General features: G+C 60.3%; 30 protein-coding genes and 1 riboswitch. Of the genes, 10 read left to right on the top strand and 20 right to left on the bottom strand.

Annotated elements, in window-relative coordinates; all coding sequences use genetic code 11:
* Position 1: 1 nt before the first annotated feature.
* The 13 genes from PMI03_RS03220 to PMI03_RS03280 all read right to left on the bottom strand — a co-directional run bounded on the left by PMI03_RS03220 (position 2) and on the right by PMI03_RS03280 (position 13,234).
* On the bottom strand, positions 2 to 847 hold the full coding sequence (locus PMI03_RS03220) for an aspartyl/asparaginyl beta-hydroxylase domain-containing protein (RefSeq protein WP_012652072.1): 846 nt from the start codon (positions 845 to 847) through the stop codon (positions 2 to 4).
* A gap of 327 nt (positions 848 to 1,174) precedes the next feature.
* On the bottom strand, positions 1,175 to 2,521 hold the full coding sequence (locus tag PMI03_RS03225) for a voltage-gated chloride channel family protein (RefSeq protein ID WP_007689823.1): 1,347 nt from the start codon (positions 2,519 to 2,521) through the stop codon (positions 1,175 to 1,177).
* Positions 2,522 to 2,637: 116 nt separating this feature from the next.
* A riboswitch (Fluoride riboswitch) is annotated at positions 2,638 to 2,725 on the bottom strand.
* 57 nt (positions 2,726 to 2,782) lie between these two features.
* On the bottom strand, positions 2,783 to 3,607 hold the full coding sequence (locus PMI03_RS03230; RefSeq protein ID WP_007689825.1) for a class I SAM-dependent methyltransferase: 825 nt from the start codon (positions 3,605 to 3,607) through the stop codon (positions 2,783 to 2,785).
* Positions 3,608 to 3,754: 147 nt separating this feature from the next.
* Positions 3,755 to 4,798 carry a Gfo/Idh/MocA family protein gene (locus PMI03_RS03235; protein ID WP_007689827.1) on the bottom strand — a complete coding sequence of 348 codons (1,044 nt, stop codon included), beginning with the start codon at positions 4,796 to 4,798 and terminating at the stop codon, positions 3,755 to 3,757.
* Positions 4,799 to 4,806: 8 nt separating this feature from the next.
* Positions 4,807 to 5,592, bottom strand: a complete 786-nt coding sequence (locus PMI03_RS03240) for a ThuA domain-containing protein (protein WP_007689835.1) — start codon at positions 5,590 to 5,592, stop codon at positions 4,807 to 4,809.
* 163 nt (positions 5,593 to 5,755) lie between these two features.
* A complete protein-coding gene (locus PMI03_RS03245) occupies positions 5,756 to 6,097 on the bottom strand; it encodes a multidrug efflux SMR transporter (protein ID WP_007689838.1) in 342 nt (113 codons plus the stop codon).
* Positions 6,098 to 6,116: 19 nt separating this feature from the next.
* Positions 6,117 to 6,680, bottom strand: a complete 564-nt coding sequence (locus PMI03_RS03250; RefSeq protein WP_007689840.1) for a TetR/AcrR family transcriptional regulator — start codon at positions 6,678 to 6,680, stop codon at positions 6,117 to 6,119.
* A gap of 31 nt (positions 6,681 to 6,711) precedes the next feature.
* The gene (locus tag PMI03_RS03255) at positions 6,712 to 7,800 is read right to left on the bottom strand and encodes an ABC transporter ATP-binding protein (RefSeq protein WP_007689842.1); all 1,089 of its coding nucleotides are present in this window, start codon (positions 7,798 to 7,800) and stop codon (positions 6,712 to 6,714) included.
* A gap of 112 nt (positions 7,801 to 7,912) precedes the next feature.
* A complete protein-coding gene (locus tag PMI03_RS03260; protein ID WP_007689843.1) occupies positions 7,913 to 8,797 on the bottom strand; it encodes a carbohydrate ABC transporter permease in 885 nt (294 codons plus the stop codon).
* Position 8,798: 1 nt separating this feature from the next.
* Positions 8,799 to 9,701 carry a carbohydrate ABC transporter permease gene (locus PMI03_RS03265; RefSeq protein ID WP_007689845.1) on the bottom strand — a complete coding sequence of 301 codons (903 nt, stop codon included), beginning with the start codon at positions 9,699 to 9,701 and terminating at the stop codon, positions 8,799 to 8,801.
* A 73-nt stretch (positions 9,702 to 9,774) separates the two neighbouring features.
* Positions 9,775 to 11,043: an ABC transporter substrate-binding protein gene (locus tag PMI03_RS03270; RefSeq protein ID WP_007689847.1), complete on the bottom strand. Its 1,269-nt coding sequence runs from the start codon at positions 11,041 to 11,043 to the stop codon at positions 9,775 to 9,777.
* Positions 11,044 to 11,292: 249 nt separating this feature from the next.
* Positions 11,293 to 12,186 carry a sugar phosphate isomerase/epimerase gene (locus PMI03_RS03275; protein ID WP_007689848.1) on the bottom strand — a complete coding sequence of 298 codons (894 nt, stop codon included), beginning with the start codon at positions 12,184 to 12,186 and terminating at the stop codon, positions 11,293 to 11,295.
* 19 nt (positions 12,187 to 12,205) lie between these two features.
* Positions 12,206 to 13,234 carry a Gfo/Idh/MocA family protein gene (locus PMI03_RS03280; protein WP_007689850.1) on the bottom strand — a complete coding sequence of 343 codons (1,029 nt, stop codon included), beginning with the start codon at positions 13,232 to 13,234 and terminating at the stop codon, positions 12,206 to 12,208.
* Between the two features lie 135 nt (positions 13,235 to 13,369).
* Here PMI03_RS03280 and PMI03_RS03285 point away from each other — a divergent pair, with 135 nt between their 5' ends.
* From PMI03_RS03285 to PMI03_RS03295, 3 genes are all read left to right on the top strand, one after another.
* Positions 13,370 to 14,410, top strand: coding sequence for a substrate-binding domain-containing protein (locus PMI03_RS03285; protein WP_012652082.1), 1,041 nt, complete (start codon positions 13,370 to 13,372; stop codon positions 14,408 to 14,410).
* Positions 14,411 to 14,495: 85 nt separating this feature from the next.
* Positions 14,496 to 14,885 carry a group II truncated hemoglobin gene (locus PMI03_RS03290; protein WP_007689854.1) on the top strand — a complete coding sequence of 130 codons (390 nt, stop codon included), beginning with the start codon at positions 14,496 to 14,498 and terminating at the stop codon, positions 14,883 to 14,885.
* 8 nt (positions 14,886 to 14,893) lie between these two features.
* Positions 14,894 to 15,271, top strand: a complete 378-nt coding sequence (locus PMI03_RS03295; RefSeq protein WP_007689856.1) for a DUF423 domain-containing protein — start codon at positions 14,894 to 14,896, stop codon at positions 15,269 to 15,271.
* Positions 15,272 to 15,287: 16 nt separating this feature from the next.
* Here PMI03_RS03295 and PMI03_RS03300 read toward each other — a convergent pair whose 3' ends face one another.
* The 5 genes from PMI03_RS03300 to PMI03_RS03320 form a co-directional block, all read right to left on the bottom strand.
* Positions 15,288 to 15,602 (bottom strand): antibiotic biosynthesis monooxygenase, encoded by a 315-nt coding sequence (locus PMI03_RS03300; RefSeq protein WP_007689858.1) that lies wholly within the window; start codon positions 15,600 to 15,602, stop codon positions 15,288 to 15,290.
* Between the two features lie 20 nt (positions 15,603 to 15,622).
* On the bottom strand, positions 15,623 to 15,901 hold the full coding sequence (locus PMI03_RS03305; protein ID WP_007689860.1) for a hypothetical protein: 279 nt from the start codon (positions 15,899 to 15,901) through the stop codon (positions 15,623 to 15,625).
* Positions 15,898 to 16,296: a DUF2325 domain-containing protein gene (locus PMI03_RS03310; protein WP_007689862.1), complete on the bottom strand. Its 399-nt coding sequence runs from the start codon at positions 16,294 to 16,296 to the stop codon at positions 15,898 to 15,900. Before PMI03_RS03310 ends, PMI03_RS03305 begins: the two co-directional genes overlap by 4 nt.
* Before the next feature lie 205 nt (positions 16,297 to 16,501).
* Positions 16,502 to 17,698 (bottom strand): cell envelope integrity protein TolA, encoded by a 1,197-nt coding sequence (locus tag PMI03_RS03315; RefSeq protein ID WP_007689863.1) that lies wholly within the window; start codon positions 17,696 to 17,698, stop codon positions 16,502 to 16,504.
* Positions 17,699 to 17,702: 4 nt separating this feature from the next.
* Positions 17,703 to 18,158, bottom strand: coding sequence for a hypothetical protein (locus PMI03_RS03320; RefSeq protein ID WP_007689866.1), 456 nt, complete (start codon positions 18,156 to 18,158; stop codon positions 17,703 to 17,705).
* 197 nt (positions 18,159 to 18,355) lie between these two features.
* Here PMI03_RS03320 and hemP point away from each other — a divergent pair, with 197 nt between their 5' ends.
* From hemP to PMI03_RS03355, 7 genes are all read left to right on the top strand, one after another.
* Entirely contained in the window at positions 18,356 to 18,529 is a 174-nt protein-coding gene (gene hemP, locus PMI03_RS03325; RefSeq protein WP_034519271.1) for a hemin uptake protein HemP, read from the top strand.
* Between the two features lie 9 nt (positions 18,530 to 18,538).
* Complete coding sequence (locus PMI03_RS03330) at positions 18,539 to 19,594, top strand: hemin-degrading factor (RefSeq protein ID WP_007689867.1); 1,056 nt, start codon at positions 18,539 to 18,541, stop codon at positions 19,592 to 19,594.
* A gap of 10 nt (positions 19,595 to 19,604) precedes the next feature.
* Positions 19,605 to 20,537, top strand: coding sequence for a hemin ABC transporter substrate-binding protein (locus PMI03_RS03335; protein ID WP_007689868.1), 933 nt, complete (start codon positions 19,605 to 19,607; stop codon positions 20,535 to 20,537).
* A gap of 1 nt (position 20,538) precedes the next feature.
* Complete coding sequence (locus PMI03_RS03340) at positions 20,539 to 21,648, top strand: iron ABC transporter permease (RefSeq protein WP_007689870.1); 1,110 nt, start codon at positions 20,539 to 20,541, stop codon at positions 21,646 to 21,648.
* 7 nt (positions 21,649 to 21,655) lie between these two features.
* Positions 21,656 to 22,447, top strand: coding sequence for a heme ABC transporter ATP-binding protein (locus PMI03_RS03345; protein WP_007689873.1), 792 nt, complete (start codon positions 21,656 to 21,658; stop codon positions 22,445 to 22,447).
* A gap of 174 nt (positions 22,448 to 22,621) precedes the next feature.
* A complete protein-coding gene (locus PMI03_RS03350; RefSeq protein ID WP_007689875.1) occupies positions 22,622 to 22,975 on the top strand; it encodes a YqjD family protein in 354 nt (117 codons plus the stop codon).
* A 9-nt stretch (positions 22,976 to 22,984) separates the two neighbouring features.
* Positions 22,985 to 23,389 carry a hypothetical protein gene (locus PMI03_RS03355; RefSeq protein ID WP_007689877.1) on the top strand — a complete coding sequence of 135 codons (405 nt, stop codon included), beginning with the start codon at positions 22,985 to 22,987 and terminating at the stop codon, positions 23,387 to 23,389.
* Between the two features lie 99 nt (positions 23,390 to 23,488).
* On the opposite strand, the gene PMI03_RS03360 is transcribed toward PMI03_RS03355, so the two are convergent.
* Together PMI03_RS03360 and PMI03_RS03365 are read right to left on the bottom strand one after the other, a co-directional pair.
* Entirely contained in the window at positions 23,489 to 24,040 is a 552-nt protein-coding gene (locus tag PMI03_RS03360) for an RNA polymerase sigma factor (protein WP_007689879.1), read from the bottom strand.
* An 11-nt stretch (positions 24,041 to 24,051) separates the two neighbouring features.
* Positions 24,052 to 24,258 carry a NepR family anti-sigma factor gene (locus PMI03_RS03365; RefSeq protein WP_007689881.1) on the bottom strand — a complete coding sequence of 69 codons (207 nt, stop codon included), beginning with the start codon at positions 24,256 to 24,258 and terminating at the stop codon, positions 24,052 to 24,054.
* Positions 24,259 to 24,332: the final 74 nt, after the last annotated feature.

The following is a 24,332-nucleotide window of genomic DNA, read 5'->3' on the forward strand; positions in this document are numbered from 1 at the left end:
ATTACGCCTTCGGGCGGTTTCTCAGCGCCTCGGCTTCGGCATAGAATTTCTTTTCCCATTCCTTGTGATTATCGAGGCCCTCTTTGATGAAGGGCGTGAAGATCGCCAGGTTCATCAAAGCCCAGTTGACGATGCGGGCCGGGAATTTCAGCGGCTTGACGAAATCGACGAAGAGGACGACGCGGGTCTTGTCCGTGTGGTTCCAGGCCTCGTGCTCGTAGGCGTCGTCGAAGATCAGCGCCTTGCCTTCTTCCCAGTGGCAGATCTGCTTGTCGACGCGGATGGCGAGCTGGTCCTTCGGCTCCGGCACGATCAGGCCGACATGCAGGCGCAGAACGCCATTATAGGGGCCGCGATGGGCGGGCAAATGCTTGCCCGGCTCGAAAATCGAGAACATCGCCGTGGTCAGCCCGGGGATCTTCTGCACCGCCGCCCAGGTGTTCGGGCAGGCCTTGATGTTCTGCTCCGACTTCACGCCGAATCCGAGAAGGAAGAAGGTCTTCCAGCGGTTATCGGTCGAAATCGTCTTCACATCGGTAGAAATGTCCTGGAAGGTCGGCAGCTCACTCTGGCGTTCCAGCACCTTTTCCAGCTCGGCACGGATCGCGGGATAATCCTTCTCGATCTCGGCGGCCCAGGGGAAAGTGGCGTTGTCATAGACCGGCGGATTGCCGAGCTTGGCGTATTTCAGATTAAGGCTTTCGGCCCAGGCGACGACGCCCATAAAGAAGCGTGTGACTGTGCTTGGGCGATCCATCGGCGCGATGCCGGTTGTACCAAAGGTTTGTTCCGGAGCATTCGGCTCGGCGGTTGTGGGAGCTGGTGCGCTCAAAGTGCTCTCCGTCATGTCTGTCTGCGTAGGGGTTGTTTGGGAGGAGGAAATCTTGTCTCAGGGGAATTTGCGTGGGAATCTTGGAGCGGCAATAGGTCCAGCAACGTCTGTATTTGCCTGGCCGATCCACGATCTGCGCCCGACTCCTCTGTTATGCAATGATCATAATAAGCGATTATATGAGTTCATTAGTCGAATTTCGCAAGAGTATCCGTTCGCAAGAGCGGGGCTTTGTCGTGCGTAATTTTCAATGCCTGTTTTCCGCGGATATCTGCCCAGGAGCCGGCGGAAATACGGCCAAGTCCAAGATTTTTTCCGCAATGATTTCACAATTTTGCGAGCTCACAGCTCATCTCGCTTAGTCTTGGTGTTCAGCAGCGAGCGGATCGATACGCCGGACGAAATGCCGCCGTCAGCGGCACCCTTCACGATGCCGACACGCTGCGACAAATAGATGCTGGTATGGCCGCTGCAGATGTAGGCGAGGAAGCAGGCGACGGCGAGATAGACCGTGTGTGTCGCCCCGAAGAGCTCGATGCCCATGATCATGCAGGCGAGCGGCGTATTGGTAGCACCTGCGAAAACCGCGACGAAACCGAGTGCCGCGAAGAGATCGACCGGCGCGCCGAGAATGGCGGCGATGGCATTGCCAAGTGCGGCGCCGATGAAGAACAGCGGCGTCACCTCGCCGCCTTTGAAGCCAGAGCTCAGCGTCACGATAGTAAAGACCGCCTTCCAGAACCAGCTCCAATAATCGACGCGCGCCGGATCGAAGAAGCCCGGGATTGTCGCATCGCCCGGATTGGGTGACCAGACGCCGAGACCGAGATATTCTCGGGTGCCGAGCGCATAGACGAGGCCGATCAGCACGATGCTCGCAATCACCGGCCGAAGTGGCGCATAGGCGCAGATCTTCTTGAAAACGGCCGACATCCTGTGGGAAATCTCGCTGAAGCAGCGGGCCATCAACCCGAAAAGCACCCCGGCAATGCCGACCTTCAGAAGCAGCAGCGCATCCAAATGGAAGGTGCTAGCCGGCGTGCCGGCGAGATAGGCGATATGGTACTGGATGTGCTCGATACCCCAAGCATGGCAGGTCCAGTCGGCCGCGATCGCTGCCACAAGGCTGGGGATCAGCGCTTCATATTGCATACGGCCGATGGTCAGCACTTCGAGCGCGAAGACTGCGCCTGCGATCGGCGTACCGAACACCGCGCCGAAACCGGCGGCGATGCCGGCCATCAGCAGGATGCGGACTTCGGCGTGGCTCAGTCGGAAAAACCTGGCAAAGGCACTGGCGATGCTGCCGCCGAGCTGCACCGCCGTTCCCTCGCGCCCCGCCGAACCGCCGACCAGATGCGTTAGGACGGTCGAGACCAGGATGAACGGCGCCATGCGCAGCGGTACGCCACCGCCCGGCTCATGGATCTGCTCGACGATCAGATTATTGCCGCCCTCCGCGCCCCGTCCGAAACGCTGGTACGCCAGCACCATCAGGAAACCGGCAACCGGCATCAGGAAGATCAGCCAGGGATAGTCGAACCGCGCCTGCGTCGCCCGGTCGAGGCTCCAGAGAAACAATGCGCAGAGCGAGCCGACCACGGCCGCCATCGGCACCACCAGAAAGATCCATTTGAATATGCTGCGCAATTGCTGGAAACGATGATGAAAGAACTCGGATGCCGACATCAGTTCGCCCCTCTCGGAAGACCAGCGATGGGCCTGACGGGGACAAGGATCATAAAACAAAATTGGGGTAACAGCAGTATTGCGGACACGACTCTACTCCTTCGCCCCACCGGGCACGTTGAGTAGGAGTCATCAGCTTCCCTGAATCTTCAGAGCAGCGGTTCGGCCACCATGGCCCGGCAGAAATCCATTACCGTTGGATTTTCCATACAGATAAGGAAGCGTCCCTGTCAATCCTGGCGCCGCGGATGCGGCCGCCCTTCAAACTGCTTTGGCGATCATTTCGATCGGCGCGATCAGGCCGCTGCCGACCGACATACCGACATTGCCCACGCGCTCCGCCGCCTTCGGCCCCATCAGTGCGCCGAGGCTCAGCGACTGGCCGCCACCGGCGGCGCTGGCGCGCATCTCCTGCGCCAGTCGGATTGCCAGCGCACTGCGATCCTGCTCGGACTCCACCGTGAAGCCGGCCTCGCTCAGCAACTGTCGATAGGTTTCGGGCGTACAAACGAAGCTCGTCTCCGGCGTCATCGCCCAGGGCATCGGATAGGGCAGCTCGCCGGCCCGCATCTGCATAATTTCATAGAGACCGAACCGGCCGCCGGGCTTCAGCACGCGTCGCACCTCGGCAAACAGCCTCGCCTTATCCTCGATGTTCATGCCGACATGAATGAGCGTGGCACGCTCGAAGCTTTGGTCGGCAAAGGGAAGCGACAGCGCGCTCGCCTGGCGGAACGACACCGGCGCGGCCATGCCGCAACGCTCGGTCAGAACATTGGCGACCTTGACGAATTCATCGGTCAGATCGACACCGGTGACGATAGAGCCATAGGTGCTGGCCATATAGCGCGCCGGCCCGCCAAGTCCCGATCCGATATCAATCAGCCGCATGCCGTCGATCAAATCGAGATCCCGGGCAAACTCCCGCGTGGCCTCGCGCCGTCCGAGATGGAATTCATCGACCCCGGCAAGGTCGTCGATACTGAGATGATCGACATCCTTGCCGCTAGCGGCGAGCGCCGCAAGGATCGTCTCCTCCAGCGAGCCATGCGTATAGTGGCTTGCGACCTTTTCCTCGGTGGACATGACCCCTCCTCCCATGACCTCGCATTCAGAGCATGATGGAAGGATGCTGCACCTGCCTCCCTATCCCGTCAAGCAATTGGGCAGATCTCAATGAAACGGCCGCCCGAAGGCGGCCGCTTGAATGTCGAAGATAAAGCAGGGGCAACCTCAAACCTTGAGTTCGCGCCGCTCCGTTTCCGTGACCATGGCAAGATCCAGCACACGCTGCAAATTGGCGGCATGGCGGAAGCTCGGATCCTGCGGGCTGCCGGTCATCACCGCATCGGCGAAACGCTGATAATTGGTCAGTACCGGCGGCACTTCGATGACCTTCCACGTTGCCGTTTCAGTGTCGTCGCCAAGGCAACCGCGCAGCTCCGAACCGTTGGGGCTGTGGTTAACTTCCAGCCCGCCGCGTTCGCCATAGATGCGCAGCTTCAACTCGTTCAGATGCCCGGTCGCCCAGCGGCTCGCATGCACGACGCCGAGCGCGCCATTGGCGAAATCGACCGACATGGAGAAGCTGTCATTGGCATCAAGCGTATATTCGCCGATGCGCTCATCCGGAGCCTTATTGAAGGTCTTTAGCCGGGCGAAGACATGATCGATATCGGTCGCTGCGCCATAGGCGGCGAAATCGAGGATATGGATGCCGATATCCCCGAGCACGCCGTTGGAACCGTGCCCGGTCGACAGCCGCCACAACCACTTGGATTCGCTCCGCCAATCGCCCCAAGCCCTGGAAACGAGCCAGCTCTGCAGATAGGAAGCCTCGACATGCTTGACCGTGCCGATCTCGCCCGAGATCACCATCTCGCGCGCCTTCTGCAGCTGCGCGACATTGCGGTAGGTCAGGTTGACCATGTTAATGACGCCGGCTCGTTCGGCCGCCTCCGTCATCTCCAGCGCCTTGTCGTAATTCTCCGCCAGCGGTTTCTCGCAGAGAACATGCTTGCCGGCGGCCAGCAGCGGCAAGGTCGTCGGGTGGTGGGCCTTGTCCGGCGTGACATTGGTCGCCGCGTCGAAGTCGCCCCAGGCCAGCGCCTCGTCCAGCGACAAGAAGCGGTTCTTGATATCGAACGTATCGGCGAAGGCGGCGAGCCTCGTCGCATCCGTATCGACGGCGCCGACAATCTCGACGCCTGGAATACGGACGAAATGCTCGGCTTGGTTCTTCGCCATGCCGCCCGTGCCAACAATTATGAGACGCATTTTATACCTCAGCGATAACCGGCTTCGCCGGCCTGGTGGAGTTTAGGACCACGTTCGACGATCGGCTCCAACGCCTTCTCGACCGGCACGTTCGGCGCATCATGGATGCTCGCCTGTGTACCGAGCGGATTGTGAGCCCATTTGACGGAGTTGATCAGAACCTTCTGCACGGTGTCATTGTGATAGGTCGGATAGGTCTCGTGACCGGGGCGGAAATAGAAGATATTGCCGGCGCCACGACGCCAGGTCATGCCAGAGCGGAAGACTTCGCCGCCCTGGAACCAGGAGATGAACACCGTTTCCAGCGGCTCGGGAACGGAGAACTGCTCGCCGTACATTTCTTCGTTTTCCAGCTCGAAATGTTCGCCGAGACCGGCAGCGATCGGATGGCGCGGGTTGATGACCCAGAGTCGCTCGCGTTCGCCCGCTTCGCGCCATTTCAGCGCGCAGGGCGTGCCCATCAGCCGCTTGAAGACCTTCGAGAAATGGCCGGAATGCAGCACGATCAGGCCCATACCTTCCCAGACGCGCTTGGCGACACGCTCGACGATCTCGTCACTCACGGCGCCGTGGTCCTTGTGACCCCACCAGAGCAGCACATCGGTGTCCTTCAGCCGGGCTTCGCTCAGGCCGTGTTCCGGCTCCTGCAACGTTGCAGTGGTTGCTTCAATACCGGCATCGGCATTGAGCCCCTTGGCGATCGTCGTATGCATGCCCTCCGGATAGATGTCGGCGACGACCTTGTTTGTCTGTTCATGAATGTTCTCGCCCCAAACGACGGCACGAATAGTCATTACGGCACTCCTCTAATACCATTGAGATTGAACAGGTTATGCGATCCAAAGCGCTTTGGAAAAGCGCCACTTTCAGGCCTCCATCAGCCCTTCCAGCGCAAGAGATAATGCGTCCGAAGCGATTTGACAAAGGCTAAAATTACCATGCGAAACACCTGTCTTTTCAGTGCGACACGGATTTTGAAAACAGGTTGACGACGATGACGCCGGCGATGATCAGACCAAGGCCGATGACCGCCGCCAGATCAAGTTTCTGGCGGAAAAACACCAGCCCGACGGTGGAGATCAGCACGATGCCGAGCCCGCTCCATATGGCGTAGGCAATGCCGACCGGGATCACCCGCAGGGTCACGGACAGGCAATAGAAGGAGGCGGCATAGCACAGCACGAGCACGATCGAGGGACCGAGCCGGGTGAACTGCTGCGACATCTGCAGTGCTGTCGTGCCCATCACCTCCAGCACGATCGCCACCATCAGCACCGCATAAACGGACGCGTTCGCCATCAAACCCTCTCGATATTCATTAGAGTTGCGTGAGCTCGATCAGCCGCTCGACCAGTTTCTCGCGGGCGCTCTCGTCCATCGCATGGCTGTCGAGCAGATCGGCTAGCCAGATCCCATCGGTCGCCAGCCGCACGATCGCCGCATCCACGGAGGAGTCCGTGCCGACATATTCCTCGCTGCGTTCGCGCACCCAGTCGAGCCAGCGCTGCCGCAATGGCGGCTCGCTGAGCAGCACCATCGTCACCTGAGCCCAATCCTTCGTTTCCTTGGGTTGGTCGCGCAGCGCCAGGCAGGCGCGAAGATAGCCGCGGGTGAAGCGCCCATGCGGCAGCGGATCGGCTCGCATCTCCTCCTCAATCGCCCGGTCCAGCCGCTCGATCAAACTGTCGAACAAGGCCTCCAGCAGCGTATTCTTGTTGGGGAAATGATGCAGCAATCCGCCCTTGCTGACCCCGGAGGCACCCGAAACCGCATCCAGCGTCACCGCCGTCATGCCCTTCTCCGACGCCAGCCGCGCCGCCACCTCCAGCAACTGCTGGCGGACGAGCAAAGGCTGCTTCTTTCTGTGGTGCGCTGTAGACATGGCGACATAACATACCAGTTGGACGGTTTCGTCAATGCGCTGCGTGATGGGCGACGTCGTTCTGGTCGAAAATGGTCAGCTTTGCCCCATCGACAGCAAAGGCGATCGGCGCACCGCTAGTGATGGATGTCATGCCCGGGTCGGTGCCGATGATCTTCGAGCCATCCTTCAGCCGGACATGCACGAGCGACCGGTCGCCCAACCGCTCCACCGTCTCTACCGTTCCGGCGATGTCGCCCTTGTCCGCAGTGGTCGCCACCAGATATTCCGGCCGAATGCCGAGCGTCAGCTCCGAGCGCGCCATACCGTTCACCGAAACCGCAGTCTTGATGATCGATCCGTCCGGCAAAGTCGCCGTCGCAAAGCCCCCGGCCTCGCCGACGCCGGCCACGTTGACGAAGTTCATTCCGGGGGAGCCGATGAACTGGGCGACATAGCGCGTTGCCGGCCGTGTATAGATCTCCACCGGCGTCGCCACCTGTTCGATCTTCTTGTTGTTCAACAGCACGATCCGGTCGGCAAGCGTCATCGCCTCAATCTGGTCGTGGGTGACGAAGACCATCGTTGCGCCCAGCCGCTCATGCAATTGCGCAAGCTCGACGCGGGTGCGGTTGCGCAGACCGGCATCGAGGTTGGACAGTGGCTCATCGAACAGGAAGACATCGGGCTCGCGCACGATGGCGCGGCCAATGGCGACGCGCTGACGCTGGCCGCCTGAAAGCTCGGATGGCTTGCGGTCAAGCAGATGCGGCATCTCCAATATGGTGGCTGCGATGTCGATGCGTTTTGCGATCTCGGCCTTCGGTGTACCGATATTTCTGAGACCGAACGACATGTTGTCGCGCACTGTCATATGCGGATAGAGCGCGTAGGATTGAAACACCATCGATACGCCGCGTTCGCCGGGCGGAAGCTGGTCGACCCGCTGTCCGCCAATCCAGACCTCACCGCTGGTGATCGCCTCAAGCCCTGCGATCATCCGCAGCAGGGTCGATTTACCGCAGCCGGAGCCACCCAGGAACACGACGAATTCGCCGGGCTCAATCGTGAGATCGATGTCGTTGAGAACCTGCACCGCACCGAAATGCTTGGTGACGGATTTGATGTTGATTCCTGCCATTTTTCCTCCTCCGGAAGAATTGAACTTCGCCAGACCTGCCGTTTCTTGTCTTGTATCCCGGCCTCGTGCGAATGGATCGCTCGCATGAGGCTGCATGCATTCCGGCATTTATCTATTTGACAGCACCAGCAGCCACGCCCCGCGTCAGGGTGCGTTGGAAAATCAGGAAGAAAATCACCGTCGGCGTGACGCCGAGCAGCGAGGCTGCGGCAACCGCCGTCGGATCCTGCGTATTGGCGCCTGAGAGGACACCCATGGCGACCGAAACCGTCTGGTTGTTGTTGGAGACCAGGAACACCAGCGGGATCAAGAACTCGTTCCAGGTCCAGATGAAGAAGAAAGTCGCAAGCACGGCAAGCGTCGGCCTGAGAACCGGCACGATCACCAACCACAGGATCTGCCAGCGGCTCGCATTGTCGATCTGCGCCGCCTCGATGATCTCACGCGGGAAGGTGGTCAGCACCGAGGACAGAAGATATGTGCCGAAGGCGGTGTGCAGCACGCCGACGATCAGGATCACCGACAGCATGGAATCGAACAGGCCCACCTGCTTGGCCATGTAGTAAAGCGGATAGATCAGGGCTTCCTGCGGCGCCATGATCGAGATCAGCAAGATTACCAGCAACACCCGCCCTCCCCGCACGCGACCGATACCGATGGCATAGGCGTTGAGGAGACTGAGAACGACCGCGAGAATGGCGGTGCAGCCGCTGATCAGGATGCTGTTGAAGAGCTTTCGCGTAAAGTCGACATTGCTCCAGAAATTCTTGAGCGCCGTCAGGTCGAAGCTATGCGGGAAGGCAAGCGGACCATTGGCCGCATAATCGGTCGGGGTCTTGATGGCGTTGAAAGCCGCCAGGAAGAACGGAAACAGCGTACCGCCAAGAAAAACGAACAGGACGGCCAGGACGATCCAGCGGGTCATGCCCTTCTTCTGGCGATGCTCCGTCGGCGCATCCGATGCGACCGTGGCCGAAAGTGAAGCCGTAGCAGCCATCTCAGTGTCCTCCTTCGGTCTGTTTGGATTGCATGCGCAGGAAGAAGATGCCGAGCATGATCGTTACGACGGTTTGCAGTGTCGCGATCGCCGCCGCATAGCCAACGCGGTTGGTGGTGAAGAAGTGGTAGTAAGAGAGGTAAGACGGCACCGTTGTCGCATTGTCCGGCCCGCCGGATGTCAAGACGTAGATCGGCGCGAAAACCTTCAGGGCGGCGATCAACGTGGTGAGAGCAACCACGAAAATCTCCGGCATCAGCATGGGGATCGTGATGTAGCGAAAACGGCCGAACCAGCTGGCATTATCAAGCTCGGCGGCTTCGTAGAGCGAGGGATCGACCCGCGCCAGCCCCGACATGAAGACCACCAGACAGTAGCCGACCTGGATCCAGACGATGACGGCGGAGACGGCCCAGAGCGCATAGCTTGCATCCCCCAGCCAGTTCTGCGCCATGAAATCTAGACCGATCGCTTTCAGGACCGCGTTGACGATCCCGATCGGATTGAGGATCCATCCCCACAGCACGCCGGCCGCGGTTAGCGGCAGGATTTGCGGCAGGTAGAAACCGGCGCGGAAAAAGCTCGACAAGGTCTCGCCGAACTGTGCGCTGATATAGTCGAACAGCACCGCCGCCAGCACCAGGCCCAGAATGATCGGCACGATCGTCATCGAAATGATGAACAGGAGCGTGTGCTGGATCGATCCCCAGAACGCCGCATCCACGAGCAATCTTTCGTAGTTCTGAAACCCGACATACCTCGGCGTTCCGATGCCCTTCCAGGTCGTGAAGCTGATCGCGAAATTGGCGATCAGGGGGACAAGCACGATCAGAGCGAACCCCAGCATGCCGGGCAGAATATAGAGATAATACCCCGCCCTGCCGGAGTTTTTGGACTTCTCCATCGCATTCCTCCAGTCCGAGACAGCGAGACGGCATCAAGCCGTCCCGCCGCTGCGAATTGCTTCAATACAGGGGTTACTGCGCTGCCTGAGCGTCGTCGTAAGCCTTCTTCAGGCGATCGGCGAATTGCTCCGGCGTCGTCGAGCCGTTCACCAGGCCGGTGGTCGCCTGGATCAGCAGCTCATAATAGCCGGGAACCGGCCAGTCCGGATAGAAACCGAGACCGCCCTTGCTCGAAATCTCGTTGAAGAGCTCGACGTTGCGCTTGCCGACCGGATCGGTGATCGCTGCCGGATCTGCAGCAATGGCGACGCCGCCAAAATTGGCTTGGTCATTCTGGTTCTGTTTGCTTAGCACCAGATCGATGAACTCATAGGCGAGATCCTTGTTCTTGGAGCTTTTGGGCACCATGAACAGGTTGCCGGTCGAACCCGTGCTGTATTTCGGGGTCGGGAAGATAAACTGGCTCCACTTGAAATTCTTGATCGTGCTCGCGAAATTGCCGTTGTTCCAGGTTCCGCTGACAAACATCGGCGCTTTGCCGGAAGAGAAGAGGTTGTCGGCACCTCCCGTCCCCTTCAGACCCGTCGAATCCTTGGAGATGTAACCCTTCTTGACCCAATCGACGATCTTCTGCGCGGCAAACAGGAAAGGCTTGGTATCAAGCGGCGCCTTGAGGCCCTGATAGTTCTTAACCCAGGTATCGTCAGCCTGTGTCAGCGCCAGCGTATAGAGCAGATGCTGCGCATTGGAGTCGACTGTGCCATAAGCGAGTGGTGTGATGCCTTTCTTCTGGAAAGTCTCCAGGGCGGCCTCGAATTCGTCCAGCGTCGTCGGCACCTTGATGCCGTTGGCCTCGAACATATCGATATTGTAGAAGACCGAGACGAACTCGGCGTTGACCGGAAGGCCGATGATCGGACCGGAGCCGTAAACGCCGCTCTGATCATATTTGCTGAGCTGCGTGTTGGTTTCGTTGACAATCTTGTCCCAACCGCGCGTCTTGAATTCATCGTCAAGCGGGGTCAGAAGGCCCTGCGAGGCGACGAGACCGGCCGTCGCATTACCCTTGTTGTATTCCAGCACGTCCGGCGCCTGGTCCGAATTGAGAATAAGGCTGCCTGCCTTCTGCAATTGCTCGAAGGTCTTCTGTTCAAAATTGATCGTAACGTCGGGATGCTTTGCCTTAAGTTCGCCGAGCGCCTTCGTCCAGGCCTTGGCCTGAGGTGTATCCGGCAGCTCATACCACCAGACATTTAATGTCTTGCTCTGCGCTTGCGCGACGCCGGCAGCCAACAAGAGCGACATGCCGGCGGTGATCGCCAGCTTCGAAAACATGTTCATAAATTGTCCTCCACCATGCGAACCGTGACGGTCTCAGTCCGACGGCATGGCTCGCGATGCCCGTCGGTGCTCCTCTTATTTCACCCCTCGTCCGTTCATCGACGATGAGACGAACCACTTGGATGTCGCAACGCTCCTCCGTTCCGATATCCGGGCCGACTGGAACGCCGCACGGCGACGCCGCTCCAGTTCCCCGAATTAACGCATAACTCCGTCCTTAAATCGATTCAGATTTAAGGAGCGGGCACGCTATTCGACGAATTCGCCGCCCCGGCTGTGCTTCAGATAGTTCAGGCCATGGATCTGACCAGTCATTTCCAGCTCGTCGCGATAAACCGGGTCATGCCAGCCTTCGATATCGATCGAACCGGACCAGCCGGCGAGACGCAATTCGGAGATGATGTCCGTCCAGTTGCTGTCGCCGAAGCCTGGCGTACGCATGAAGACGAACTTCTCCTTGCCGAAAATGCCGTGCTCCTTGATGACGTCCCAGCGGATCGTCGCGTCCTTGCCGTGAACGTGGAAGATTTTGCTTGCCCATTTGCGGATCTGTGGCAGCGGCTCGATCAGATAGACCATCTGATGGCAGGGTTCCCATTCGAGGCCGATATTGTCGTCCGGCGTCTCGTTGAACATCAGCTCCCAGGCATCCGGATTATGCGCGATGTTCCAGTCGCCGGTTGCCCAGTTGCCGTCCATGGCGCAGTTTTCGAAGGCGATCTTGATGCCCTTGTCGGCGGCTCGCTTGGCAAGCTCGCTCCACACTTGCTTATAGCGCGGCAGGCTATCTGTCAGCGGCTTGTTGCGAATGCGGCCGGTGAAGCCGGCAACGCAGGTGGCGCCGAAGTGATGGGCGTTGTCGATGCAATCCTTCCAGCCCTGCAGCGTCTGCTGATCGAGCTCGGTGGTTTCAAGCGGATTGCCGAACATACCAAGCGTGGAAATGGTAATGTCGCGGCTGCCGATGGCGTCGAGGCAGCGCTTGCCGAGCTCCGCCAGATTCTGGCCGTTGGTCATCTGCCAGAAGAAGGGTTCAAAGCTTTCGAAGCCGTGATCGGCGATCTTGGCGATGCCCTTGGCGGCATCCTCACTGGTCGCCTTGATCATCGTGCCGATGCGGATGGCCTTTGCCGGATTTGTCATGGTCTCACTGTCCTTATGCTTAGATTTCGATACGCCGGCCCGACTTGGCGCTTTCGATCGCGCCGAGGACCATTGCGAGGCTATGAATATTGTCGCTGCTTTCGGTTTCCGGCCGCTTGCCCGTCTTCACCGCATCGATAAAGGAGGCGATGACGCTGGCATGCCCATGCGTCTCGTCATCATGCCTGGGGCCGGGAACGTCGATGGGGGTAAAACCATGCAACAGGCCCGGCTCATGGCCGGCGACGGAAGCTTCGAAATGCTCTTCGCCGTCCCAGGTCAGCATGCCTTTGCTGCCGGTGAGCCGCCATTGGCTCTCCCAGCTCGTGCGCTTGCCTTCAGTGCACCAGGAGCCGCGATAGCTGAAGACGACGTCGTCGGAAAACTCGAATAGCGCATGCGCGGACGCACCATGCCTGTACCAGGACCCGGCAGGGTTCTTCTCGACGCAATAGACCGAAAGCGGCGTCTTGCCGGCAACGAAACGGGCGGCATCGAAAGTATGGATCGCCATGTCGAGCAGGAGCACATTGTCCATCTCCTCACGGAAGCCGCCAAAATGCGGCCCAAGGAAGAAATCGCAATGAATGCCGGTGAGCTCGCCGATCGCGCCCTCTTCGACAAAGCGGCGCAGACGGCGCACGCCGGAGATGAAGCGGCGGTTCTGGATGATGGCGTGTACCTTGCCGGTCTTGGCGGCGAGATCGATGAGGGCAGCCCCCTCTTCAAGCGAGGTTGCCATCGGCTTTTCGCTGAGGACATGGCAGCCGGCTTTCAGCGCCGTCGAGACGACGCCGAAGCGAGCGGCGGGAATGACGACATCGAACACCAGGTCGGCCTTCGTCGCCGCGATGACTGTGGCAAGGTCCGAACCGATAACGGCCTCTTCGAGACCGAACTCTTTCGCAAGGTTTTCGGCGGTCGCTCGATTGAGATCGACCAGGCCCACGACCTTGATGGTTTCGGCAAGTGACGGCGTCGAGGCGATGGCCTTGAGCCAGCCTTTGGACATAGCTCCGCACCCGCACAAAATGGCGTTAAATTTCACGATTCCCTCCAGCGAATGGTGTCAAACTCCTCGTGACACGCATTCCGTAAACGTTTACGATCCTATGCGAAAAGATTTTCCTGTGTCAATAGAGGAGGACTATGGAAAATGGCGCATGGAGGAAAACACCCGCCGATGAAGGGAATTCGTCAGCTCGCCGAACATCTCGATATCTCGATCGGCACAGTATCACGCGCGTTGAACGGCAAGCCTGATGTCAACGAAGAGACCCGCAAGCGCGTACTCGCCGCCGCCGAACAGCTGGGCTATGTGGCCAACCAATCGGGGCGCAGCCTGCGGCAAGGCACGACCAACGTCATCGGCCTGATGATCCAATCCAGCAAGGAAACGGTTGAAAACAGCGACAATTTCTTTCTGACCGTAACGGGTGGGCTGCAGAGCGTGTTCGCGCGCCACAACCTCGATTTGGTCATGCTCCCCTGCCCGAACGACGAAGATCCCTACGAGTACCTGAAACGCATGGTGGCGAGACGCATCGTCGATGCCCTGATCATTTCCGAGACACAGCGCATCGACAAACGTTTTGATCTGCTCGCCAAAACGAAAATCCCTTTCGCAGCGCTTGGCCGCAGCCTCTCGATCGGGCAGCATTCCTGGGCTGACCTCGATTTCGACGGCGTCGCCAATTGCGCTGTCGACCGGCTCGTGGCGCATGGGCATCGCCGCATCGCTATCAGCGCGCCCTCCAGCGACATCAATCTCGGCTTCATCTTCGTGGAGGGTTATCGGCGCGCGCTCGAGCGGCACGGCATCGCCTACGACCCGGATCTGGTCATTCGCGCGAAATCGAGCGAACAGGGTGGCTATCAGGTCGCCGACAAATTGCTTCACCTCGATGACAAGCCGACGGCTGTAATCCTGATCTACGAATTGATGGCCATCGGCTTCTACCAGCGCGTGATGGAAGCCGGCATCATTCCAGGGCGCGATATTGCCGTCGTGGGCTTTCGCGAGGCGCCGCGCGCCAAATTCCTGCAACCGCCGCTAACCTGCTTTCGCACATCCCTGCACGAACTCGGTGTCGAATTGGCCGAGATCTTGCTCTCCAGCATGCCCGCCTACAGCCATATCTACCCCAAGACCAAGCGCCAAATGATCTGGCCGCTACAACTCGTCCCCGGAGAAAGCGACAGTTTTCACCTGAAGGCGGAATAGCGCCGAAACGCCGCATGGGTGAAATCTGCGATTGCGATCCGCCTTGCGAATTGCCATGTAGAACGCGGCGAACGGGGACCGGCATTTGAGCGAAGAGACCATCACACTCTACCAGGCGATCGGCGGCGATCAGACCGTGCGTGCGCTGACGACACGCTTCTATGATCTGATGGACACGCTGCCGGAAGCCGCCAACTGCCGCGCCGTGCATCCGCCGAGCCTCGAAGGCTCCCGTGAAAAATTCTACGAATATCTGACCGGCTATCTCGGCGGACCACAGCTCTATATCGAGAAACGCGGCCATCCACGCCTGCGCAGCCGTCATTTCGTCGCCGCCATCGGCCCCGCCGAGCGCGACGAATGGCTGCTCTGCTTCCGCCGCGCCATGGCTGAAACCATCGAAAACGAAAAGCTGCGGGCGATCATCTGGGAGCCCATCGAGCGCCTCGCCTTCCATATGCAGAACCGGGAATGAGAGAAGACATGAGCTTCAGCACGATAATCCGTCCGCTCACCCTGTTTGTTGCCGGCACCCTCGGCGCCGCCGGTGTCGCGCTTGCAGCCGCCGCGTCCCATGGCGGCGATACACTTTTTCTCGGCTCCGCCTCGACCATGTGCCTGGCACATGCCCCTGCCCTGCTCGCCCTCTACGCCGGCTATGACCGCATCCGCGCCGCGCCGGTGGCGACCGTCCTGCTTGGATTGGGAACGCTGATCTTCGCGGGCGATCTGGTCAGCCGCCATTTTCTCGGCAGCTCGCTATTTCCCCTGGCCGCGCCGACCGGAGGAATGGGCATGGTGGCGGGATGGGTTGTCGTGGCGCTGAGCGCTTTCTTCAGGAAAGGCGCGGCGGGAGCTTGAGACGTGTCAGCCTATCTCAAACCCCGGCAACCACATTGAACCCTTCGAACTGCGGCGGCCCCCAGTACAATGCCTTGTTACTGCCGGCATTGCGGTGCGCCTCGCGGAAATTCTCGGATTTCGTCCAGTTGAGGAAATCCTCTTCGCTGCGCCAGATCGTATGCGAGGAAAATAGCGTATAACCCTCCTCGACATTCATGGAACCGCGCAGCAGGCGGAACTCCACGAAACCGGGAACCTCCCCCAGCCGGGAATCACGGTCTTTCCAAATAGTTTCGAAAGCAATCTCTGAACCGATGACGACCTTGAAGCGGTTCATGGCGATGTACATGGGCTAGACCTCTCGGGCAATCAGACCTTCTTGCGATGGTCGACAGTTTTGCCCGGTCGAGATGTAAAGGCAATGACATTCGTGCCATCGCGTGCCGTAATATCTGGCGCTATATCCGATTGCTCTCCCGGCAGACGTGCCTGCCAGGATGGAAAGGTCGTCACGTTGGGAGCCTGCCGCTGCTCCTCGGCGCGACGCATCAGCAATTCATAGAGTTCCGGCACGAGGCCATCACCATTCTGCGCGGCCAGCTTGTGCAGACCGATCATCATGAACCCGTCAGGGCCTTTGTCATTCATCGGGCGGCGTCTCGTTCGTTCATTGTCGTCAGCGCCCGCTCCAGGCTCGACTTGCTGCCATTGCGCAAGGGTATGAACGCCTTGCCGAACTTCTTGCAGCCGGTCTTCACCCGCAAGCACGCATCATGGCTGATACAGTCAATCGGGCAGAAGACGCAGTCGACGGAAGGCAGCACGGTATCTATGCGCGACACCGCCTCGCGCAAGCCGCCATCATGATGGATCAGCTCGGCGCCGAAGTTGCTGGCGATCTGCCGCAGATGCGCCACCTGGCAATCGCGACCGCCGACATACAGGAAACTGCGCCCATCGAGGCTGGATTTCCCGGATGTCTGCTCCGGCTTTTGCGCCTCGCGACTATCCCGGCCCAAATCCCTCTTCCCCTTACGCGCCATACATCACCCGTTCATTGGTTGCTCTTGCGCACCCGATTCCGTCGAGCGCAGGGCGACCATATTAAACATGAGTTTTGGAGTAAAGTATAAAGTTGAGGATTTTTATCATATTTTGTCGCGACATGTTTCCGTACGCAACAATCAGGCCCAAAGATGGTCAAACGATTGAAATCGATACGATGCTTGCTACAGGCACGAACGCAACCTACCGCCCGGTTACCTGAACCTCTTGCGTGAACGTCCAGCTCGGCTTGCCCCATTCCGAGGGTAACGGCGGAAAGGGTGCAGCCCGCCTGACACCGTCGGTGACAGCTTCGTCCAGCTCTGGAATACCCGAGCTGCGTGCTACCGAGAGGGAAGCCAGCTCACCACTCGCACCAATTGTCAGGCGCACACGCACCGTTATGCCCTTTTCATATTTCGACGACAGACGGACGGCGCGGCGAATGCGGGCCTGGACCTTACCCGGATAATTGGCAACGGCTGCACTACCCGAGCCGGTGCGGCGGGCGTTTGACAGCGAATTCGTATCGGACTGCGAGGTCTCGGTTCCTTCCACAGAACCCCTCTTCGAATCCTGCTGGCTCTCGCCACTGGAGCCGGTCCTAACCTTCGCAATCTTCGGCACCGGCTTCTTAACAACTTCCTTCGCCTTTTCCTGGCGAACGGGCTTTGCGAGCGGAGTGACAACTTCAGGCGTCGGCTCAACGGGCTGCACAGTTTCGGCCGGCTGCACGACGGTCGTCTCGGCGGGCGCTTGCGTTGCAAGGACCTGTGGCTGCTCGGTCGGTTGAACCACCTCCGCCATTTCGGTCGGCTGCACTTCCGTCTCAGCGGGCTGAACGGCTTCTGGCTCGGCCGGCTGTACTTCATCCGGCTTGATTTCGGTCGGCTGAACCGTTTCCGGCTGCACAGCCTCTGCCGTCACCTCTTCCGGGGGCTGCTGCGGGCTTTCTTCACCTGCCGCCATCTGATCCATATCGGAATTGCCGATCATTACGACACTGACGGTATCGCCGGCTTCTTCCTGCGCCTCTTCAGGCGTTGCGACGATCGCCACCAGCAACGCCGCAATCACCATGGCGTGGAAGAAGCAGGACCCCAAGCCAGCGAAAGCAAGTGACTTCTTACCGGCACCCGCTACTTTTTGCGTCCTCTCCGCCGACAACATGTCCATGACCGGCGGCTCGGAGGCATCCGGCGCGGGCTCGGTCGGGTGAGCGGGATAGGAGCCGATCTGGGTGAAGCGGCTGTAATGCGATACCGCCTCCGCGGTCGGCGGACGCGGCAGGCCGTCGAGGCCGGCCAGTTCGTGGCCCGGAAGCACGCTCGGATAGTTGTCATTCAAGCCATCGCCGGAGCGGTGGCGGTCGATGGAAACCTGAGCCGAGCGGCGTGCCATGGCTTCAGCCTTCGAAAGGAACGGAAAGCTGGGAGCGTGTCGTCAAGGCGGCCTTGCAGGCGCCCGCCGCCGGGCCATCGCAGACCGGCGTATCGTTGACGATGATGCGGGTGACGCTCTCGCACTTCACGCCGGGCATATCGAATTGCCGTACGCGCTTCTTGCCGACCGGCAGGTCGCGGAAGTCGAGAACGGTGACGCGGTCAACCGCGTTCTTGTCGTTGAAGAAGGCAAGCTCGAAGGAGATCTTGCTGATCGGCGTCGCCAGATCGTTTTCCGCGACGAAGGTCATCATGCAGCCCTTCTGGGAGGGCGCCAGCGCGTTGAGTTCGACGTTGAGCTTCTGCGCATCCGTTGCAGGAGCCGGCGCCGCGACCGCATCCTCGGCGAAGGCCGGGACGCAGGAAGCCATGGCAAACAGCCCACCGGCGGCAACGGCCAAAATCGTCTTGGTCAGCATCAGCAATCACTCCCGAAATGTCTCTTGGCGAACGCAAAGCGAGCATTGGATGCCGGCGCGCGCACCACCTAAAATTTTAAACTTGACTCTAACAGTCTTCTATTGCGTCTTTAGGAAACCATGACTATGTGAGTCAAGTTAAATCTGGCCGAAGCAACCTTCGGTCCCCTATGAATTTTCAGGCAAAACCAAGCAGGATGATTGCTGAGAAGCCCCCAATACAGCCGGTGCCGCCAGTGGCCGCACAGCAAATTAGAATGGTCGAAAGCACGGATATTTTCCGGGGCCAGACCGAAATCATGATCAGACATGAGGGTGCGGTCTATCGGATGAAGATCACGCGCCAAGGCAAACTCATTCTCAACAAATAGGCATAGCAGATGACCGAGACGACCCGCCCCACCCCCGCCGCCATCCGCGCCTTCCGCGCCGAGAATTCGAACATGCGCGAGCGCGATATCGCAGCCCGCTTGAGCGTTTCCGAAGCCGCGCTGGTCGCCGCCGAAGTCGGCATTTCCGTCATTCGCATCGATGCCGACGCCAACCGTTTCCTTGAACACATCGCCTCGCTTGGCGAAGTCCTGGCGCTGTCGCGCAACGAGAGCGCCGTGCACGAGAAGATCGGCGTCTACGAGAACATCAAGTCCGGCGTACAAGCCGCCATCGTGCTCGGTGAGAACATCGACCTGCGCATCTTCCCGAAGCGCTGGGCACATGGCTTCGCCGTCACCAAGACGGACGGAGATCAACAGAAGCTCAGCCTGCAATTCTTCGACAAGGCCGGCGACGCCGTACACAAGGTGCATCTGCGTCCCGCCTCCAATGTCGAGGCCTATCACGACATGGTCGCGGCACTTCGCCTCGATGACCAGTCGCAGGATCTGATCGAAGATTTCTCCGGCTATGACAATGGCGCGATCGACGGCGATATCAGCCGCGACGAGCTGCGCGACCATTGGAGCCGCATGACCGACACGCATGAATTCTTCGGCATGCTGAAGAAGCTGAAGATCGGCCGCCAGGCGGCGATCCGCGCCGTCGGCGATGATTACGCCTGGAAGCTCGGAACCGGTGCTGTCGCCGAGATGATGCATGCCTGCGTGCGCGAGGGCCTGCCGATCATGTGCTTCGTCACCAACGAAGGCACCGTACAGATCCATTCCGGCCCGATCGTCAACGTTGCAACCATGGGACCCTGGATCAACGTCATGGATCCCACCTTCCACCTGCATCTGCGCCAGGATCACATCGCGGAAGCCTGGGCCGTGCGTAAGCCGACCAAGGACGGCCATGTCACCTCGTTCGAGGCCTATAACGCCAAGGGCGAGATGATCATCCAGTTCTTCGGCAAGCGGAAGGAAGGCTTCGACGAACGCCGCGACTGGCGCGCCATCATCGAAAACCTGACACGGGCTGACGCCAGCGTCGCCGCCTGAGGATCAAGCCATGACGATGTTGACCAATATCAAGCGCATCAAGCCGTGGGAAATCGCGCTCACCGCCGTGGTGATGATCGTGCCGCTGGTGCCCGTCAGCCCGATCAAGGGCAACTATAGCCTGGTCCAGCGCGCCCATGCGGCCGAGGTGCCAAAGATCGACACATCGCGGCTCGTCTCGGTCGGCGGCGACGTCACCGAGATCATTTATGCACTCGGCGAGGAAAAGCGGCTCATCGCCCGCGACTCCACCAGCAACTATCCGGAAGCCGCAGCCAAACTGCCTGATGTCGGCTATATGCGCGCGCTGTCGCCGGAGGGCATCCTTGCCGTCAATCCGACCGCCATCATCGCCGTCGAGGGCTCCGGCCCGCCGGAGGCACTCGCCGTGCTGCGCAATGCCAGCCTGCCCTTCGAAATCGTGCCGCAGACCTACGACCGTGACGGCATCCTGAAGAAGATCGACGTCGTCGGCTCGCTGCTCGGCGTGCCGGACAAGGCAAAGGCGCTGGAAGGCAAGGTCGCCGCCGATCTCGATGCCGCCATTGCCAATTCCGAAAAGCGTCCGGAAGCCGAGCGCAAGCGCGTGCTCTTCATCCTCAGCAACCAGAACGGCAAGATCCTCGCCTCCGGCGACAATACCGCCGCCAATGGCATCATCAAGCTTGCCGGCGCGATCAACGCGGTCGGCAGCTTCTCCGGTTACAAGCCGCTGACGGACGAAGCGATCATCGAGGCCAAGCCCGACGTCATCCTGATCATGGATCGCGAAGGCCCGCTGTCGATGAAGGACGAGGACCTGTTGAAGCAGCCGGCGATTTCGCTGACGCCCGCGGCCAGCCACAAGGCAATCGTCCGCATGGACGGCCTGCATCTCCTGGGCTTCGGACCCCGCACCGCCAGCGCCGTACGCGAGCTGAACGCGGCGATCTACGGAGGCTGACATGGCGCTCAGCGAGGTCGTGGCGGAGCTGAAGCATATGTCACAAGCAAAAGCGCGCCGTCGCGAGGGCGACCGCACGCTGCTCGCCCTCCTCGTCCTCGCCGGCCTCGCGGTCGCCTCCGTCCTCGCTTTCGCCTTCTCGATCACCATGGGCGCCTCGAATGCGTCGATCATCGATGTCATTCGCAGCATGGTCGGCAGCGGTGCGGATAGCGCGCTCAGCAGCCGTGACCGCATCATCATCTTCGATATCCGCCTGCCCCGCGCCATCCTCGGCTTCCTGATCGGCGGCGGGCTTGCCGTCTCCGGCGCGGTCATGCAGGGCCTGTTCCGCAATCCCCTGGCCGATCCCGGCCTGATCGGCATTTCGGCGGGCGCCAGTCTCGGGGCAGTCGGAATGATCGTCCTGGGCGCCGGCATCCTCGCGCCGGTCGCGCATCTCCTGGGCATCTTCGCCCTGCCCATCGCCGCCTTCATCGGCGGCCTTGCCACAACGATCATCCTCTACAAGGTAGCGACGCGGCATGGGCAAACATCGATCGCCACCATGCTTCTCGCCGGCATCGCCATCGGCTCGCTGGCGCTGGCGGCAACCGGCCTGTTGATCTACATGGCCGATGATCGGCAGTTGCGTGATCTCACCTTCTGGAGCATGGGCTCACTTGCCGGTTCGACCTGGAGCAAGATCGCCGCCGCCGGCCCCATCATCGTCCTTGCCATGCTGCCATTGCCGTTCATGGCGCGCGGCCTCAACGCGCTGACACTCGGTGAAGCCGCAGCCTTCCACATGGGCATCGCCGTCCAGCGCTTGAAGAATATCGCCATCGTCAGCGCCGCCGCCGCAGTCGGCGCTTCCGTAGCGGTCAGCGGCGGCATCGGCTTCATCGGCATCATCGTGCCGCATATCCTGCGCATGGTGATCGGCCCGGACCATCGCTTCCTGCTGCCGGCCTCGGCTCTGCTCGGCGGCTCCCTATTGATCATCGCCGATGTGGTTGCCCGCACCATCGTCTCGCCGGCGGAACTGCCGATCGGCATCATCACCGCCAGCGTTGGAGGGCCGTTCTTCCTGTGGATGCTGCTTCGGCAACGCTCGCGCCTCAGCCTGTGAGTTCTCGATGATCGACGTCTCGAACCTTTCCGTCCAGCTTGCCGGCAAAACAGTCGTGCAGGACGTCTCCTTCATCGCCGAACCCGGTGCCCTCACGGCGATCTGCGGACCGAACGGTTCCGGCAAGACGACGACAATGAAGGCCATTTCCGGTGAGCTTGCCTATCAGGGCTCGGTGCGCCTCAATGCGGCGGAGATCGGCAGCCTCCAGCCGTGGCAACTGGCGGAAATACGCGGCGTGCTGCCGCAGGCAAACATCATCTCCTTTCCCTTCACCGTCCGCGAAATCGTCCGTATGGGGCTGACGACCGGACGCAATCGCCATCCCGAACAGGCCGATCGCATCGCCGCCGATGCGCTTGCCTCCGTCGACCTCACAGGCTTCGAAGGGCGTTTCTATCAGGAGCTTTCTGGCGGCGAACAGCAGCGCGTCCAGCTCGCGCGCGTGCTCTGCCAGATCTCGGAGCCCGTCATCGACGGCAAGCCATGCTGGCTGCTGCTCGACGAGCCAGTCTCCAGCCTCGACATCAGCCATCAGCTGACGATCATGACGCTTGCCCGGCAATTCTGTCAGCGCGGCGGCGGTGTCATCGCGGTAATGCACGATCTCAACCTTACCGCGCTTTTCGCCGACCAGATGGTACTGCTCAAGAATGGCCAGCTGCAAGCAGCCGGCCCGGTCGCCGAGGTCCTGACAGACCGGCATCTGCTGGATGTTTTCGGCTGCGCGCTGAGGGTCAACCGCATTCCCAACGACGGCGCTCCCTTCGTCCTCGCCCATAGTGCGCTTGGCGACTGAACTCGCTTTCGTTGCAAAGCCTGGAACCTTTCGTTGCATCGCCGCGTTGTTGACGGGTGACCCGGATCGATTTTCTGCGCGCCTGACGGCGCAACATGTCTTGCAGCATTCGGTCATCGCAACAGCCAGCGCGCCGTTCCCGGCGCCAGAGCAAAGACGCAAGGGAGAAAGACCATGGCCACATCCATCCTCCATTCGGCGAAAGCCAAGCGCAACGGCAGCAGCACCCTGCACGATATGGAAACCAGCATCGAGGAGCAGATCGCACATCTGCGCAGCGAGATTGCCGCTTTTACCAAGATCGTCGGTGAAAGTAGCGCCAAGCAGGGCGAGACGATGCGCGCCCGCGCGGAGACCGGCTTGGAAGACCTGACGGCACGCGGCGAAGACCTACTGCATGAGCTGCAGCGAGGCTACGCCAAGGGTTCACGCGAAATGCGCAGGACCGTCCGGCAGCATCCGGTCGCAACCATCGGGGCCGCTACGATCTTCGGTCTGGCAATCGCCCTGCTTCTGTCCCGCCGCTAAGGAGCCGCGATGCTCGCTCCAATCCTTAGCCTGCTCCTGTCGGGCACACTGAACCGTACCGTTGCGCGCACCAAGCGCAACGGTATTTTTGTCGCCATTGCCGCGATCCTTCTTCTCACGGCCTATGGCTTCGCACTGGTGGCCGCCGCCATATGGCTTGCCACCATCTATGGTGCCGCCATCTCGGCGCTGCTGCTCGCCGCTGGCGCGCTGCTGCTCGGACTGATCGTCCTGGTCATCATGGCGATCCTCAACAAGCAGGAAGAGCGGCGCGCCCGCGAACGCCGCGCCTCGTTGGAATCCATGGCTGTTGCCGCGCTCGGCCTTGCAAAGACGCAGCCGCTGCTGACCGCCGCCATCGCCACGGCACTGGTGTTCGGCAACCTGCTTGGAACGAAAAAACGGGATGATTGAGCGGCGGCCCAGCCGCTCGATGGGGTTCGCGACTGCGCGCAAACGCATACAGTGATCAGCCCGCACTATCATGAGTGATCGTGCGGGCCGATTGCAATCTCAGAAGGCAAACGCCTTGGAGGTCAGCGGCGCGGACGTGGCGTCCGGGCCGAAATCCGCTTCTCCTGAAATCTGCAGCACTTCCTGCAGACGCTGGCGGGCGCGATTGACGCGGCTCTTGATGGTGCCGACGGCACAGCCGCAGATCTCTGCAGCCTCTTCATAGGAAAAACCGGAAGCGCCGACGAGGATGATGGCTTCGCGCTGATCGGGCGGCAGCTGATCCAGCGCCTTGCGGAAATCCTGCAGGTCGAGTGCGCCATATTGGGAAGGATGCGTCGCCATCGATTCGGTGAACAGGCCATCGCTGTCCTGTACCTCGCGGCCGCTCTTGCGCATCTGGCTGTAAAGCTCGTTGCGCAGGATGGTGAAGAGCCAGGCCTTCATGTTGGTGCCCATCTCGAAATGATCCTGCTTCGCCCAGGCTTTCATGATGGTATCCTGCACGAGATCATCGGCCCGGTCGTGACGGCCGGTGAGCGAAATGGCGAAGGCACGGAGGCTCGGCAGGGCAGCCAGGAGTTCGCGCTTGAAGCTCGGTTGCTGTTCCATGATGCTTCCCCTCAATCGGAGACTTTTGCGGAAGCCAAGCGTTCAACCTGATCCAGTTTCTCGAGCAGATCGAGAAAGCGATCGGGGATAGCCTCGTCCTGCACCGCGGCGTAGAAGGAGCGCAACCGGTTGCCGATCTGATTGTTGGGATCGAGGATATCGGCAGCGCGCAGATCTGCGCGGTTCCGGTCCGTTTCCTCTTGATTTTGGGTGGTCATTTGGCCTGCTCGCTTCCGCATTTTCTCGCGTTCATGGGTCGGGTGCGCCTATATGCCCTGGTCTGGGAGACCAA

This window comes from Rhizobium sp. AP16 (genome assembly GCF_000281735.1).
GTDB lineage: Bacteria > Pseudomonadota > Alphaproteobacteria > Rhizobiales > Rhizobiaceae > Rhizobium > Rhizobium rhizogenes.

Bases quoted from the DNA above. Each gene is read 5' to 3' on its own strand.
- PMI03_RS03320 (WP_007689866.1), bottom strand. From the start codon at position 18,158: ATGCTGACCAAGACGATTTTGGCCGTTGCCGCCGGTGGGCTGTTTGCC.
- PMI03_RS03360 (WP_007689879.1), bottom strand. From the start codon at position 24,040: ATGGAACAGCAACCGAGCTTCAAGCGCGAACTCCTGGCTGCCCTGCCG.
- PMI03_RS03285 (WP_012652082.1), top strand. From the start codon at position 13,370: ATGAAGGGAATTCGTCAGCTCGCCGAACATCTCGATATCTCGATCGGC.
- PMI03_RS03340 (WP_007689870.1), top strand. From the start codon at position 20,539: ATGGCGCTCAGCGAGGTCGTGGCGGAGCTGAAGCATATGTCACAAGCA.
- PMI03_RS03220 (WP_012652072.1), bottom strand. From the start codon at position 847: ATGACGGAGAGCACTTTGAGCGCACCAGCTCCCACAACCGCCGAGCCG.
- hemP (WP_034519271.1), top strand. From the start codon at position 18,356: ATGATTGCTGAGAAGCCCCCAATACAGCCGGTGCCGCCAGTGGCCGCA.
- PMI03_RS03230 (WP_007689825.1), bottom strand. From the start codon at position 3,607: ATGTCCACCGAGGAAAAGGTCGCAAGCCACTATACGCATGGCTCGCTG.
- PMI03_RS03330 (WP_007689867.1), top strand. From the start codon at position 18,539: ATGACCGAGACGACCCGCCCCACCCCCGCCGCCATCCGCGCCTTCCGC.
- PMI03_RS03350 (WP_007689875.1), top strand. From the start codon at position 22,622: ATGGCCACATCCATCCTCCATTCGGCGAAAGCCAAGCGCAACGGCAGC.
- PMI03_RS03250 (WP_007689840.1), bottom strand. From the start codon at position 6,680: ATGTCTACAGCGCACCACAGAAAGAAGCAGCCTTTGCTCGTCCGCCAG.
- PMI03_RS03265 (WP_007689845.1), bottom strand. From the start codon at position 9,701: ATGGAGAAGTCCAAAAACTCCGGCAGGGCGGGGTATTATCTCTATATT.
- PMI03_RS03305 (WP_007689860.1), bottom strand. From the start codon at position 15,901: ATGAATGACAAAGGCCCTGACGGGTTCATGATGATCGGTCTGCACAAG.
- PMI03_RS03275 (WP_007689848.1), bottom strand. From the start codon at position 12,186: ATGACAAATCCGGCAAAGGCCATCCGCATCGGCACGATGATCAAGGCG.
- PMI03_RS03260 (WP_007689843.1), bottom strand. From the start codon at position 8,797: ATGGCTGCTACGGCTTCACTTTCGGCCACGGTCGCATCGGATGCGCCG.
- PMI03_RS03255 (WP_007689842.1), bottom strand. From the start codon at position 7,800: ATGGCAGGAATCAACATCAAATCCGTCACCAAGCATTTCGGTGCGGTG.
- PMI03_RS03270 (WP_007689847.1), bottom strand. From the start codon at position 11,043: ATGAACATGTTTTCGAAGCTGGCGATCACCGCCGGCATGTCGCTCTTG.
- PMI03_RS03245 (WP_007689838.1), bottom strand. From the start codon at position 6,097: ATGGCGAACGCGTCCGTTTATGCGGTGCTGATGGTGGCGATCGTGCTG.
- PMI03_RS03225 (WP_007689823.1), bottom strand. From the start codon at position 2,521: ATGTCGGCATCCGAGTTCTTTCATCATCGTTTCCAGCAATTGCGCAGC.
- PMI03_RS03295 (WP_007689856.1), top strand. From the start codon at position 14,894: ATGAGCTTCAGCACGATAATCCGTCCGCTCACCCTGTTTGTTGCCGGC.
- PMI03_RS03235 (WP_007689827.1), bottom strand. From the start codon at position 4,798: ATGCGTCTCATAATTGTTGGCACGGGCGGCATGGCGAAGAACCAAGCC.
- PMI03_RS03345 (WP_007689873.1), top strand. From the start codon at position 21,656: ATGATCGACGTCTCGAACCTTTCCGTCCAGCTTGCCGGCAAAACAGTC.
- PMI03_RS03355 (WP_007689877.1), top strand. From the start codon at position 22,985: ATGCTCGCTCCAATCCTTAGCCTGCTCCTGTCGGGCACACTGAACCGT.
- PMI03_RS03365 (WP_007689881.1), bottom strand. From the start codon at position 24,258: ATGACCACCCAAAATCAAGAGGAAACGGACCGGAACCGCGCAGATCTG.
- PMI03_RS03240 (WP_007689835.1), bottom strand. From the start codon at position 5,592: ATGACTATTCGTGCCGTCGTTTGGGGCGAGAACATTCATGAACAGACA.
- PMI03_RS03335 (WP_007689868.1), top strand. From the start codon at position 19,605: ATGACGATGTTGACCAATATCAAGCGCATCAAGCCGTGGGAAATCGCG.
- PMI03_RS03310 (WP_007689862.1), bottom strand. From the start codon at position 16,296: ATGGCGCGTAAGGGGAAGAGGGATTTGGGCCGGGATAGTCGCGAGGCG.
- PMI03_RS03315 (WP_007689863.1), bottom strand. From the start codon at position 17,698: ATGGCACGCCGCTCGGCTCAGGTTTCCATCGACCGCCACCGCTCCGGC.
- PMI03_RS03300 (WP_007689858.1), bottom strand. From the start codon at position 15,602: ATGTACATCGCCATGAACCGCTTCAAGGTCGTCATCGGTTCAGAGATT.